The organism is Chromobacterium sp. CV08, assembly GCF_051129845.1.
In the GTDB taxonomy this organism is placed as follows: Bacteria; Pseudomonadota; Gammaproteobacteria; order Burkholderiales; family Chromobacteriaceae; genus Chromobacterium.
Window position 1 is genome coordinate 3864772 of sequence record NZ_CP150453.1, and the last position, 13919, is coordinate 3878690.

Below are 13919 nucleotides of genomic sequence, written 5' to 3' on the forward strand. Positions count from 1 at the left end.
CCCACGCGCGTGGGGAACAGCCTCCCAGGAATCCTGTGATGCCGTCCCAATGCGGCTCATCCCCACGCACGTGGGGAACAGGTAACCATTCATTCGGGCGGCGATGTCGCGGGCGGTTCATCCCCACGCACGTGGGGAACAGCTGCGCATTGGTGCCGCGCAGGGCGTACATCCCGGTTCATCCCCACGCACGTGGGGAACAGTACATGAACAGGTTGCGGAAGTTGCCCGGCCCCGGTTCATCCCCACGCACGTGGGGAACAGGCGGGTCGGCTTCGCGTTGAGTCGCCGTCGGTCGGTTCATCCCCACGCACGTGGGGAACAGAATCTATTTCGACAATGGGAATCGAGTTGTAACGGTTCATCCCCACGCACGTGGGGAACAGGCGACGAGGGCGGCAATCAGCGCCGCATCCACCGGTTCATCCCCACGCACGTGGGGAACAGCCGATCTTGGAAGTTCGCAGATGGTCCCGGGCCGGTTCATCCCCACGCACGTGGGGAACAGGCGGGCTGGAACAGATTTCCGGCCAGTTCACGCGGTTCATCCCCACGCACGTGGGGAACAGGCATGGCTGGATTTGGGCAGGCGATTTCTATTCGGTTCATCCCCACGCACGTGGGGAACAGGGTGTAACCATGCCGACGCCCGCACACGCTCACGGTTCATCCCCACGCACGCGGGGAACAGGCTTCCAGAACCACATCAGCCCCGGTTTCTTGCGGTTCATCCCCACGCACGCGGGGAACAGCCGTCCTATCATCAGCATCAACGAGCCATTCGCGGTTCATCCCCACGCACGCGGGGAACAGGGCCTGAAATGGCTATCGATCCTAGCATCCCGCGGTTCATCCCCACGCACGCGGGGAACAGTGTGGAGCCGGTTGTTCTTCGCCGCCTTTAAGCGGTTCATCCCCACGCACGCGGGGAACAGGGCAAGTTGGGGTTCAGCCAGTTGGAATTTCACGGCTCATCCCCACGCACGCGGGGAACAGAACAGCGACGCGCCGTTGATGCGGCTGCCGGGCGGTTCATCCCCACGCACGCGGGGAACAGGTGAGTGAGTCAGGAGCCCGCCAGCGTGCGGGCGGTTCATCCCCACGCACGCGGGGAACAGTATTCCCCACCACCGCCATATTCTCAAGCCGGCGGTTCATCCCCACGCACGCGGGGAACAGATTGCCTGGCAGGCTGTCGCTTGCGGTCGATTCGGTTCATCCCCACGCACGCGGGGAACAGCTGACGCCAATATCTCGTGCTGCATCCAAGCGCGGTTCATCCCCACGCACGCGGGGAACAGGGCGTCGCATTCAGCATCATGTTGAGTGCGTTCGGTTCATCCCCACGCACGCGGGGAACAGACCAATTGCAAGCAATTGATTTTGCAAAACAAAAACACCCCCTAGAAATCTACCGATTTTTAAAGAGCCAAATCATCCCCTAAAACAGTGCGATCCATATGCTATTCACCGGCATCTTCCGGTACCGGAGGCGGCAGAAAAGACACCAATTTCGCGCCGTCAAACTCGGCCGGCATCCGACGGTTGGCGCCCAGGGTGACGAAGTCGAAACCGGCCTCGGTAGCCGCCTGCCAGGCCATCGCCGCGTTGCCGTCTTCCAGCCCCTCCTCCACCTGTTGCCACAGGTAATCGCGGATCTTGCGGTTGTAGTTGCCCACGTAAACGCCGGCGCGGATTTCCAGCAGCCAGATCGCCATCCGGCCGCGCAGCCGGGACGGAGCGTTTTCAAGTACGATGACCAGCATCGCCCAGCCCCTCGTCTTCCGGAAACGCCGCGTCCACCACGCCCTGCGTCTCCGGCTTGTCCAGGCCACCTGCGTCCAGCATGGTTTCGATGTCCGGGATGATGCGCTCCAGCAGCCGTGTCTTGCGGAACATGTCGCGGCAACGCTGGCGCACCTCGCGCTCGACGTTGTGCACCGGCTTGGCGGCGACGGCAAAGGCCACCGGCACCACGGTTTCGAATTTGTAGACGTCGGCCACGTCGTAGACGAAGGACAGCGGCTTGCCGCTGTGGATGAAGCCGATGGCCGGCGCGTAGCCGGCCGCCAGCACCGCCGCCTCGGTCACGCCGTACAGGCAGGCGGTGGCAGCGGACAGGCAACGGTTGGGAATGTCGGCCTGGTCCCAGTCTTCGCGGTCGTAATTGCGCGCCTGCCATTTGACGCCGTACTGCTGCGCCAGTTGCTGGTACATGGCCCGCACCCTCGCACCCTCGATGCCGCGCAGCTGTTCCACACTGCGCTTTTGCGGCGGCTCGTCGCCAAAACGGCGGCGGTACATCTCGCGCACCACCTTCAGCCGCGCGTCCTCGTCCAGCGCCAGCCGAGCCTGGTACAACAGCCGGTCGGCGCGCGCGCCGCCGGGCTGGCCGGCCGAGTACAGCCGTACTCCGGCCTCGCCCACCCACACCAGCAAAGTGCCCACCTGGGCCGCCAGCTTGCAGGCGGCGTGCGATACCCGCACGCCCGGCTCCAGCATCAAACAGGCTACGCCGCCCACCGGGATATGGGTGCGCACGCCAGTGACGTCCACCGCGACGAAAGCGCCGTCCAGCACATCCAACTGGCAGCGCTCGACAAACAAAACGGAAAGCCGCTCCTTGACGGGGAGCGGCTTCAAAGGCGGCAGCAGTTGGCTCATGGCAGGCGTTTTACCAGCAGCAGGCCGCAGCCGAAGCCCAGCGCATGCCCCAGGCTGGAATGCGGAGCGGCAGCTGGCTGGCCCAACAAGGCCCGCGCCAGCCTGTCACCATCAGCCACCCTGGCCATGCCCTGGTAGTCGATGGAGGAAAAACGCATCCGGCGTCCCTTGCTGTGCAGCACATGCTGGACGTAGGCGTCCGCCTGCACTTCGTCGACATCGATTTCCAGCCCCCAAGCCACCGCGCGGCGGTTAAGCCAGTCCAGCGCGGCGCGGGTCATGGCTTTCTGGATTTGTCCCTCCGACAAACCTTGGGCTTTCGCTTCGGTCTTCGCCGCCATCAATACGTCGTGGCGCTGGCTACGCTGCCCCTTCTCCTTGGCCCGGGCCACCACCGGATTGGCACGCAGGCTGAAATGCACCCACTCACCGATTTCCAACTTGGGCTGGTAGGGTTTGCTTTCCACCCTCACCGCCGGATGCCAGGCCAGTGGCGGCCGTTGCGACAGCAGGTAGTACAGCAGATACCCGTTGGCGCCCTGCTCCGCGCGGAACAGGAAATCGCGCTTGGCGTCCGGCGCATCCGGAAACAGCTTCCACATCAGCCGGTGATCGCGGTAAGCATTGCCGGCGATCATCACGTCCGATTCGCAGGCAGCCGCCGATGCCGGAACCGTGATGCGGGACAGATAATGGTTCATTGCCTGCCTCCCGCCAGATAGGCCAACTCCCGCCGCGGCTCAAACTGCCAGCGCCGGCGCGACAGCGGCTGGTCGTGCCGCGTCAGTCGTAAGGTAGCGTCCATGCCGACCTCGGCCATCGCCTCGTCCCAGAAGTAGCGCGCCTGCCTGTCCTTATCCAGATCGATATCGGTCGACAGCAATTCATCGTCATCAAGATCGACACCAGGCACAAACGGCTCCTCGTCTCGACTATCCAGCGCATGCTTCAGAGTGTCGAAACCTCCTACGCGCGGGTCCAGCGGCAAAGCCAGCGGGCAGGACTTGCGGCCAAGGTAAGGCATGAACACCGGTAAGCACAGCGCCTGCTCCAGCACAGCCAGGCCATGTGGCGCGTCCGGCGCGGCCTCCACCGCCACCACGCTCAGGCTGTCGCTGCGGTATTCGCGGCTGGTGAGGATGGTGTTCAGCTTTTCCTTGTCGCGCACTTCCTGGCGGCGGGTGCGGTAGGCAAACTTCTTGGGGATGTCCGGCCACTGCACGGTATGGTAGTCGCGCAGCGGCATGCCGGCGGCGATCAGCTTGACGCCGAAACGATAGCCGCGGCTCAGCGCCTGCTGGCCAGCATCGTCATCCCGCCGTAGTCCCAACGCCGCGCCCAGCAGGCCCAGCAAGGCGGAGCGGGAGGGATGGTCGGCGCTGACGCGCTGCTCGCCCACCGCCAGTTCACCCCAGCTGGCCATAGGCCCGTACAGCCGGAAAACCAGATACTCGCGCATGGCCTTACTCCGCGACGAAAGCCAGCAGCGCCTGCAGGCTGCCCTCGCCCTTGATCACGTCCAGCTCGCAGCGGCTGTCGGCGCAGGCGCCGTACACCTTGTCCATATTGTCCCGAACCGACGTCAACGCCGCGATGCCGCCAGCCATGTAGTCTCCGCCGCTCACCGGCTTGAGGAAGGCCAAAGACAGACTGCGCGGCTGGCGGTCGCCGCGCTCGGCCAACGCGTAATGGGCGTAAGCGCGGCTGGCGTAGCTGTTTTGCTTGCCGTTGGGCGCCACCGTCAACGCGGCCTCGGTCAACGCGGCGATGGCGCGCTTCGCCAGCTCAGCGTCCCCGCCCAGGTTTTGCAGCAACAGTTCGCGGTCGATGCAGATGTATTGGTAGAACACCGCGGCGGCGAAGGCGCTTTCGCCGATGTGCGCCGCGCCGGGATCCTTGCGGTTCAAATCATCGACTGCCGTAAAGTAGTCGTCCTCCAGCGCCGTGGCGTGGATGGCGAGCGCGTGCGCCACCTGCACCGCCGCCTCTACGTTATGCTCGGTCTTGCTGGCCAGCATGCGGCCGAACATGGCGATGTCCGCCGCCTGCTGCTTGTGCAGCAGCGCGTCCAGCTCCTCCTTTTCCGGCGCCCGCTTTTCGGCGATCAGCTTGGCCACCAGCTTGTCCAGCGAAGCCTTCTCTTCCGCCGAAACATGCACCAGCTGCTCGATCTCGTAAGGTTTGTCCTTCTTCAGCGCGCCGTATACCTTGGCGATTTCATTGGCGCTGTCGCCGGCCAGCTTCTCCGAGAAACCGGCGCCTTTCAGCTTTTCATACACCTCCACGCCCAGCAGCTTGGTGCGGGTACCTAGCGCGCCCTCGCTCTGTCCCACTTGGCTGAACAGCTTTTGCTCAAACAGTTCGGAGGTGCGCCAAGCGCGCTTCAGGCTTTGCGACGACACCCGCAGGCGCTCGACGCCACCCATCATCGCGGTCTTGGGGCGGCCCAGGTCATCGCGGTTCAGGTTGGCCGGCGGATAGGAAATCAGGGTATGCAACTGGATGAAACGGCTCATGTTTTGTTCTCCAATGACAATCAGGCGGGTTCTTGATCAGCGTCGCGCAAGGATTCATGGTAATAGTCTGCGGCCCAGCGCAGTTTCAGGCGTTCGCGCGGCGGCAGCGCCGGGTCCGGCTCGCGGAATTCCCATACCCACTGCAGCAGGTCCACCGCCAGCTTGCCCACGTCCACCTCACCGCCCAGCAGGTCCACCGCGCGGCGGGCCTGACGGTAAAAACTGTCCTCGTCGCGGCAGGTTTGCAACTGGCGGAAACGCAACTCGCTCATCGCCTCGCGGCCGGCATCGTTCTTGCGGCCCAGGCTGCGGGCAAACTCCTTGCCCGGCGCGTGCGTGGCATGCGCCGCCACGCCGGCGGCCAGCGCCAGCTCGTCCGCCCTCAGGTCCAAATCCTGCCGCCGCAGCTCCTGCAATAGGCGGTGGAAGGCGGATTGCAGCAATACATCTTCCGGCGCGGCGCAGCGCCGTAGCTGGGCGCGGTCGGCCCGCTTCAGCATGGCGAATGGTCCGTGCCGCTCCTCGTCGCTGGGATCCAGCGCCAGCCGCCACTGCGCAACGGTCTTGGCCAGCGCTTGGCGTTCGGCCTTACTGAGAAACCGCTTCATCGCTTGCTCCCTTATATTGAGCGATCCGTTCGCCCATATTCTTGTGGGGTTTGGCGCGCCACAGACCGCGCTGCAAATCGGCGCGCGCCTTCACCACCTTGGCCATATCCATCTCTTCAATCGGCGCACACAGCACCCAATAATCGAACAATTCCAGCGCCAACCGGCGCAGCGACGGCAGCCAGGCGGCGAAAACCTCCGCCTGCACGGCTACATCCAGCAACGGCGCTTTGGCCAGACCATCCACCGCCAGATAGAACAGGCTCTCGCTGCGCTGCCAGAAGCTCTGTTCGATGGCCGGTTCCTTCTTCTCCATATTGCGGGCCTTCTTGACGCCATCCCCCAGCATCAGCGCACTTTGCCTGGCGACTTCCAGCAACTGGCGCACGGCCTCGACGAAGTGCGGCTCGTCCTCGCTGATCAAACCAAACCAGGGCAGCGTGACATCGCGCCAGGCTTCGGCCTTCATATTGTCCATCTGGTAACCAAAGCACCACAGCCGCGCCTCGCCATCCTGTTGGAGCTTGTCCGCCTTGCCGCGCCGGCGGTTGAAGTCCCACACCGTGCGCGCGGGCTGCTCGTTGTCGTTTTCGCCCAAGGTCAGGCTCAGCCAATGGCGGTAGCCTCCAGCCGCGCGGCCGCCCTTGGTGGAGATGGGCGGCTTGGAAATGTCCTTGGGGTCGGTCAGATAGGGTGTAAGCGGATGCAGCCAGGGGCCGGTGTAATTGATGCCGTAATTGCGGGTGCGGTACTGGCGGAACAGCACCTCATGCGCCTCGCCGCAGACCTCGCACACCCCGGCGGCCACATCGTCCACATCCAGCCGAATGCGGCGCGGCATGCTCCAGTACGCCTGGGCAGGATGCACATCCTCAGGCAAGGTTTCGACACCGCTCTTGTCGCTGACGCGGGTGGCGGCCAGCCAAGGCAGCTTGGTGGACAGCGGCTGCTCTTCGCGCCAGGCGGCATTCTCGCCATCCAGCGGCAGCACGTTCAGCCACAGCTTGCGCCACAGCGAGGCGTCGGCATCCTCCGGCAACACCAGCGTGGTCAACGGCCCGCCGCCGCGCAGCGAAGTACGATGTCCCACGCCGCCGCTGGGCGCGTTGATCTGCAAAGTGAACAAGGCTTGCGCCGCGCAGCCAGAGCACAGGCCCTGCCAGTCGGCCAGCTTGTTGAAGAACAGATTGGAATCCGAGCCGGTATCGATCAGTAGCTCGGCAGTGCTTTTGGCGTTGCCTTCCAGCTTGGCGTCGCGGTCCTGCATGAAGGCGATGTCGCCGGTCAGCTCGAAAGCCGGCCGCAACGGCGCGAGCCAGGCCTCCAGCTCCGCCGCGCTAGGCGGCGTATTCCAATAGCCCAGCCAGTCATTCAGATTGCCCGGCGCCGCCGCCGTTTGCAGCAGGCCTATCAGCAGCTGATACAGCGCGCCGCGAAAATCCGCGCGCGGCGCCAGCACATCCACCACCTCAGGGTCCATCGCGTCGTAGACGCTGCCCGGCGACACGCTGCCGTCGCGCCGTTTGAGGCGGAGCCAGCGGTTGGCGGGGTTGAGTAGATTCATTCCTCCTCCCGACATTCATTTGAACAGTCATTAAGCTTTGGTTTGCCATCCGCCTCCTGACAGACACGAACAAGCACCACAAGCCCAAGAACAAATAAAAATCCAAGAAATACCTTCACTGCACTACTTGCAGCCAAAAAAACCAACGCTCCAACACTTAGCAACCATCCCGCAATCGAACGCATACCACCCCCACCAAAGCAAAGCTCACTTCACAATAGCCATGCCTGCAAAAAAATCAAGGATGGAGCTACTCAGCTAATACTTGTCGCTATTCATCGGATTCGCTAGGGTTATAGAGTTCCTCATTTAAATGGGGATGAACCAGATGGAGCTACACAAAGAGCGTTCGTCTTGACCTGTTCCCCACATCCGTGGGGATGAGCACCCAGGCGGCCCCGGCCGCCTGGTTCACTTCAACAGCAAGCCCAGCTCCAGGCTGTACCGCACCTCCACCTCCCTGCCCCCCGCATCGACGCCCTGCCCCATCCACGCGCCCGCCTCTTCACCGGCAAGCAGAGGCAAGACCAAGTCGTACTCGCTCAGCCAGGGTTGCTCCTGCGCCAAACGATCCAGCATGGGCTTGAAGCGCTGCCTCCAGCCCGGCGCGATGTCCTTGAGCTTGTTGGCATCCACTCGCAGCGCGGACAGCTGCCATTGCAGGCGCGGATCGCCGCTTGGGAACAGCGGCCGCAAGGCCTCGCCATCGGCCACTGCCAGATAAACCAGCCGCGTCTCGTCAGCCAGCCGGGTGGCGACGTCGCTGTCTTCGACCCAGTGCTTGCTGCTGTCTTCGCAGTAGCCCTTTTCCCAATCCAGCCCGTTGAACAGCGCCATGCTGCGCTGGCTCATCGCCTCACCCAGGCATTTATTGGCGGCAGCTTGCAGTTCAGCCGGCGTTTCACGTTCGCTGGCCCCGCCATACACGGCCTCCACCAACTGCCGTACCGCGCCGGCTTCGCCGATTTCGCCGGGAGAGACGATGCTGCCGGCCGCCAGCAAAGCCTGCTGGGTTTGCCATAGCTTGGCGGAATCCGGGTACACGTACTGAGCGCCTGGGAACAAACGGCCGTACCAATCGGCCTTGGCTTCTTCGTCCGGCTCCGGTCCGTAGACGTAGAGCACAGGCTCCGGCCGCTGCTCCACGCGCTGCGCCAGCGGCGCATCGTCCGGCCACGGCTCGCCATCCACCTGGCGGACATGACGCTGCAGGCGGCCGGCGCGCTGGATCAGCAGATCAATGGGAGCCAGATCACTCACCATGACATCGCAATCCACATCCAAAGATTCTTGTAATACCTGGGTTCCCAACAAAACTTGTCCATAGCGCTTAGTAGCCGAGGAATGCTTACCAAAGACATCCAACACTTCATCTTCTATATCCAACCGATGCCCCATCGCGTAACGGCTATGGAATAGGTGCAACCTATCGGCGGGAATGGCATCCCGCAGCAGGTCGAACGCGCGACGGGCATCGTCCACCGTATTACGCACCCAGCACACGCAGCGGCCGGCATGCGCTTGCTGGATGATCAGCTCGATCACAGCCTGTTCATCATGCTGATGCGCCACCCGCACCTTACGCTTGACCTCGCGGCGGGTTTCACAGGGCTGCTGATGGAAGGCGGAGGCGGACAGATGGCTGGCCAAGGGATAATCCGGCAGGAAAGCTTCGCGCAAACCAGGCTGGGCCAGCCCCTGGCGATAGGCATTCAGCAGCTCGCGCTTGATCTGCTCCGGCACAGTGGCGGACAACAGCACCACGCTGCCGCCCTGTGCCGCGTGCCAGCGCAGCAGGCCGGCCAACAGCGTTCGGACATATGGGTCAAAGCTATGTACCTCATCGATTATTATTATTTTCTTATATAGACCAATTAGCCTCAGCGATTGATGTCGCACCGGCAGCGCCGCCAGCAAGGCCTGGTCGATGGAGCCGACTCCCGCCTGGGCCAGCAAGGCTTTTTTGTTATTGTCCGCCAGCCAAGCGTTGCAGCTCATGCCTGCCGAGGCATCGTCCTTGGCATAGGGCTGGCCGCCACTCTGCACGCTGAGCGCGAAGTCCTCCACCAGCTGGCGTGCGGAGTGTGCCAACACCAGGGACGGCCGCTCGCCATCGGCGAACAGCTTGCGATACACGCCGCCCACGCGGCGATACATTTGGTTGGCCGTGGCCATGGTGGGCAGGGCGAAGTACAGACCATCGGCCAGCCCGGCCGCCATCAGGCGATGCGCCAGAATCAGCGCGGCTTCGGTCTTGCCGGCCCCAGTCACGTCCTCCAGCAGAAAGAGCTGCGGCCCATCGGACAAGGGCGTGCTGGCGGCATAGCGCTGCAAAGGGGTGGGAGAGGATAAATAGGAGATGAAACGAGTCAGCTGATCCGCGCCGGCATAAGGTGCGCTAGAGCAGGCCGTGGTGCCTGATGCGGCCAAGGCCCGCCGCGCGGCCGGGCGGGCATGCTCATGCCAATAGTCCGCCAGCGCCATGGGCTGGGATCGGTAGGGAAAGTGGTATTGATTGGAGCCTATCCAGTCCGCCAGCACCATCAGGCCGGCAAGCTGCCAGCCCAGGCGCGGATCAAGTTCATGGACAGGCATAGGCAAAGAACCGACCAAGGCCGCGGCGTCGCAGGCAAAAGCCAGCGCGACGTCCATATCGTCCGGCAGAAAGTGATCGCTGGCTCGCAAGCGTTTGGCCCCGCCCTCGCGCGGCGGCTGGCCATGATGGCCGCATGCGATGCGCAACCAGTCATCCCAATGCTCGCGATCCGGCTCCGGCATGACTTCCGCAGGCAGGCGCTCTTCCAGATAGTCCAACCACAGTAGCAGACCCAGCGTATCGTGGCGCAGCGTATACAAAGGCGCGCGCGCCACCGAGACCAGCTCGTCGGAACCGGGCGGCAGAATCGCCTGGAAACTGCGGGCGAACTTGCCCAGATCATGCAAAATAGCGAAGTAAACCGCCACGGAGCGGAACTGCTCCGCACTCCACCCCTGGCTGGCGGCACACGACGCCACCCAAGCCGGTCGCTGAAACAGTAGTACTTCCATTACCGCGGCCACATCCAGCATGTGGAATGGCAGTAAATGCCAGCACGCTCCCGCCTCGTCACGAGGCGAGGATTTCCCCCTGTACCGCCAGTACGCCTGCATCGCACCTCCGGCAAAAACCTGTCAGATAACTGCAACTAGCTCAAGCAGGCAGGCTATCAGCCAAAAAGCACATTGTCATTTATGCCAATAAGAACATTGATATAAATCATGCCATCGGGACTAAACGCATCAGTGACTTACAGGGCCGAGAAATGTATCTTGTTCACAGCCATCACTCGTGTTTCAAGCTCCACCGACGTGGTAAACACATCGGCCTGCCGCCCCTGGATGACGGTTCATCCCTACAGACGTGGGGAACACGATTCGGCACCGGTCGGGCCGATTCGCTTCGACGGTTCATCCCCACAGGCGTGGGGAACACGGGAACCGGCGCGCGATCTCACGCAACTCGCCCGGTTCATCCCCACAGGCGTGGGGAACACTTCCAAGGGCATTGCCAAGCAGTCTGGCAAGCCGGTTCATCCCCACAGGCGTGGGGAACACCGTGGTGGCCAGGAATTCCAGCGCGTACATCTCGGTTCATCCCCACAGGCGTGGGGAACACACCTCATCAAGTGCTGCATTTGTAATTTCGGTCGGTTCATCCCCACAGGCGTGGGGAACACTTGTTCGATGATCGCGAGTTGTTCCCCAAATACGGTTCATCCCCACAGGCGTGGGGAACACGTCTCCAAAGTCGCTCCCGAAGAAGTGGTTCTCGGTTCATCCCCACAGGCGTGGGGAACACGGGCTGGAGGCCACGCCGACCGCATCGATGATCGGTTCATCCCCACAGGCGTGGGGAACACAAGTTTCCGGCCGGCCTGAAATGGATTTGCGGCGGTTCATCCCCACAGGCGTGGGGAACACTCTTGATCCATGGCCGCCACTGGCGGCCCTTCCGGTTCATCCCCACAGGCGTGGGGAACACGCCAAGCACCGAGGATCGGTGCCCGTGCCGACCGGTTCATCCCCACAGGCGTGGGGAACACACCAATTTCAAGATGCTGATTTTTAAAGATAAAAACCCACCCCAAAAATCTACCGATTTTTCCGCCTAAAAAATCATCACCGGAATCACCCAGAGATATCGCCTGCCGGCCATGGAAAACCGCCGCGCCACGGCCAGCGAAACGACATCGGCATTATCGCCGCCGCTCACTTGCCGGCGCAATCCTCCACCCGCAGCAGCTTGGGCGACTGCCCGGCCAACTCGGCCAGCAGGCTTTGCGGCGGCAGGGTTTGCTTGTCGTAGCGGGCCGGCTCGGCGCCGAAGTTGGCGGTAAGGCGGCTGCCGTCGGCGAAGCGGGTCTGCTGCAACGTATGCTCGGGATTGAGCCAGGCGAAGCCAGTCAGCGCCTGGGTGGCCAGTTGTTCATGCAGCGGGCGGAAGGCGCGGTCGGCGCATTGCAGCTGCGGCAGGCGGGCCTTGAGGCTGGCGGCGGACAAATGGAACAGCGGCGGCACGTTGTACAACCATTGCGCCAGCAGGTTGTCGGCGTAGGCATTGCTGAATTTCAGGTTGTCGTACAGCCAGTGGTTAGTGGTGATCACCGATCCATGGAAGGCCGCCTGGTACAGCGGCAAGCGGTATGGCGCGCTGAAGTAAAGATCGCGGTACGGCGGTTTCAGTGGCACTTTCTTGAAGAAGGTTTCCGGCTGATCGGACGGATACCAGCGGCCCAGAAAGTACGGCGACTGCTTGTTCTTCTGCAGATCGGCATCGCCCCAGCCCATCACCGGCACCTGCATGCCGTGGGCGAAGGCGATGCCTAGACTGGTGGCGGCGTTGCCCATTTCCGATCCCACCGGCAGCCGATAGGCGTCCGCCACCCATTGCATAGACTTTTCATAGCCGGCCGCCATCTCCGCCTTGCCGGTCTGGCGTCCCGGCGTGTAGTCGTCGAACACCATTCCGGTGGCGTAGGCATCCAGAAACCAGCTATTGAAGCCGGTGGCGGCATGCAAGGCGCGGGTGCGCTGCTTCAGGGTGTCGCGCACGCAGTCCGGGTTGGTGTAGTAGCCGGACTGCTGGAAGCCCGCCTTCTTCTTGCCGCTGGCCAGCGTGACGCCGCATTGGCGGTAGATGGCCTCTCCCTGCTGGGCGGTGAGCCAGTCTTCGCGGTAACCCGGCTGCAGCGCGGTTTCGTAGGAGTCGTAGGCGGTCATCAAATAACCGGCGTCGACGCCGGCCTTCACCGCCTGCGGCTGCCACAGGCCGCCTTCCCAGTTGTCCGCGCCCAGCCACAGCCGCTTGAGGCCGGCGGTCTGCAAGGCGGTGATGGTCTTGCGCGACAACCCGCCGCCCCAACGCGACGCGTCCGGTTGCAACGCCGGGCCGAACAGCCGCTCCGCCAGCGCGCGCAACCGCAGATAGGGTGCGGCCATTCTGTTCCAGTCCGGCTTTTTGCCCAGCCAGCCGGCGCGCGCCTCTGCCGTCAGCGCCTGGTTGACGGCTTCCATCAGCACCCGCTGCTGGTAGCGGTCAGGCTTGGCTCCGGCTTGGCGCAGCATGGCGCCGGCCTCGGCGTCGAAACGGCCGCGCAGCCTGACGGCCAGCGGGTCCTGCCCGCGCAGCCGCGCGAGGAAGGCCGGCCAGTCGCGCACGTCGGACACATCCAGCAGATTATTGCCCCACAGGTAGACGTGGCTGGCGCCGATCAGTTTGGCAGTGTCCGGCTGCGCCTGGATCTTGTCGGCCAGCGTCCGGTAACGGCCCTCGTCCGCCAGCCACTGCCGATAGCGCTGCGCGCCGGCCAGCAGATTGCCGTCGGCCAGCCGCAGCAGCAGCGTCATCGGCCGCTTCTGGTTCAGTGGATTGAATTCGTGGCTCAGCTTCAACGCCAGGCCCAGGCCTTCGGCGCGAACGGCCAGCCGGTTGTTGAACGGCTCCAACAGCAGCCAGTGCAGGCTGCGGCGGCCGTAGTCCATGCCCCACAGCGGCAGGCTGAGGTTTTCCGAAGTATCCAGGCCGTCGCCGGCGAAGCCGGGCAGGAAATCGCGCCACAGCTTGCTGCCCGCAGGAATGTAGCTGCCCTCGGCCAAGGGCAGCAGCAGGCCCTTGCCCATCGCCGATGCCGGCTGGCGCAGCAGCTCCACCCTGCCCGGCGCTTTGGCGTTCAAGGTCAATGTCAGGTCCCTGCCCTGCAGCCTGGCCTGCCAGCGGTAGCGGCCATCGTCCCATTGCCAGTCGGCGGACTGACCGTCATGCCGCACATCGCTTACCTTGCGCGCCGGCACGCCATCGGATATCCGCCTCGCCGGCTCGCCCGCCGCCGTCACCTTCACCGCCAGCGTGGCCGGCTCCAGTTCCACCTTCCACTCCGGGTTCTGCAACACCAGCCCGGCCCAGGCCGGCAACGGCAGGCCCAACGCCGCGGCCAGCGGCAATACACGCGTAAAATGCTTCATTCCTTTTCCCGCAATCGTTTCACTCATACGGACCATTGCAACGCAAAAAGGAAAGGCGATTGTCAG

General features: G+C 63.5%; 9 protein-coding genes and 2 CRISPR repeat arrays. All 9 genes read right to left on the reverse strand.

Features of this window, described 5'->3' with window-relative positions; all coding sequences use genetic code 11:
- Window positions 1-52 precede the first annotated feature (52 nt).
- Window positions 53-1362: direct repeats of the CRISPR family, unit length 29 nt; unit sequence CGGTTCATCCCCACGCACGCGGGGAACAG.
- Window positions 1363-1463: 101 nt separating this feature from the next.
- Complete coding sequence (gene cas2e, locus WNM05_RS17575; protein WP_434629247.1) at window positions 1464-1766, reverse strand: type I-E CRISPR-associated endoribonuclease Cas2e; 303 nt, start codon at window positions 1764-1766, stop codon at window positions 1464-1466.
- Entirely contained in the window at window positions 1747-2664 is a 918-nt protein-coding gene (cas1e, locus tag WNM05_RS17580; RefSeq protein WP_434629249.1) for a type I-E CRISPR-associated endonuclease Cas1e, read from the reverse strand. Before cas1e ends, cas2e begins: the two co-directional genes overlap by 20 nt.
- Complete coding sequence (gene cas6e, locus WNM05_RS17585; RefSeq protein WP_434629251.1) at window positions 2661-3365, reverse strand: type I-E CRISPR-associated protein Cas6/Cse3/CasE; 705 nt, start codon at window positions 3363-3365, stop codon at window positions 2661-2663. Before cas6e ends, cas1e begins: the two co-directional genes overlap by 4 nt.
- Window positions 3362-4123: a type I-E CRISPR-associated protein Cas5/CasD gene (cas5e, locus tag WNM05_RS17590; protein WP_434629253.1), complete on the reverse strand. Its 762-nt coding sequence runs from the start codon at window positions 4121-4123 to the stop codon at window positions 3362-3364. Before cas5e ends, cas6e begins: the two co-directional genes overlap by 4 nt.
- Window positions 4124-4127: 4 nt before the next feature.
- Complete coding sequence (gene cas7e / locus WNM05_RS17595; protein WP_434629255.1) at window positions 4128-5180, reverse strand: type I-E CRISPR-associated protein Cas7/Cse4/CasC; 1053 nt, start codon at window positions 5178-5180, stop codon at window positions 4128-4130.
- 20 nt (window positions 5181-5200) lie between these two features.
- Window positions 5201-5788 (reverse strand): type I-E CRISPR-associated protein Cse2/CasB, encoded by a 588-nt coding sequence (casB, locus tag WNM05_RS17600; RefSeq protein WP_434629257.1) that lies wholly within the window; start codon window positions 5786-5788, stop codon window positions 5201-5203.
- Window positions 5769-7352 (reverse strand): type I-E CRISPR-associated protein Cse1/CasA, encoded by a 1584-nt coding sequence (gene casA / locus WNM05_RS17605; protein ID WP_434629258.1) that lies wholly within the window; start codon window positions 7350-7352, stop codon window positions 5769-5771. Before casA ends, casB begins: the two co-directional genes overlap by 20 nt.
- A 411-nt stretch (window positions 7353-7763) precedes the next feature.
- Entirely contained in the window at window positions 7764-10502 is a 2739-nt protein-coding gene (gene cas3 / locus WNM05_RS17610; RefSeq protein WP_434629260.1) for a CRISPR-associated helicase Cas3', read from the reverse strand.
- A gap of 232 nt (window positions 10503-10734) precedes the next feature.
- A CRISPR array of direct repeats spans window positions 10735-11434; the repeat unit is 29 nt; unit sequence CGGTTCATCCCCACAGGCGTGGGGAACAC.
- Between the two features lie 166 nt (window positions 11435-11600).
- Window positions 11601-13853 carry a glycoside hydrolase gene (locus WNM05_RS17615; protein ID WP_434629262.1) on the reverse strand — a complete coding sequence of 751 codons (2253 nt, stop codon included), beginning with the start codon at window positions 13851-13853 and terminating at the stop codon, window positions 11601-11603.
- Between the last annotated feature and the right edge of the window lie 66 nt (window positions 13854-13919).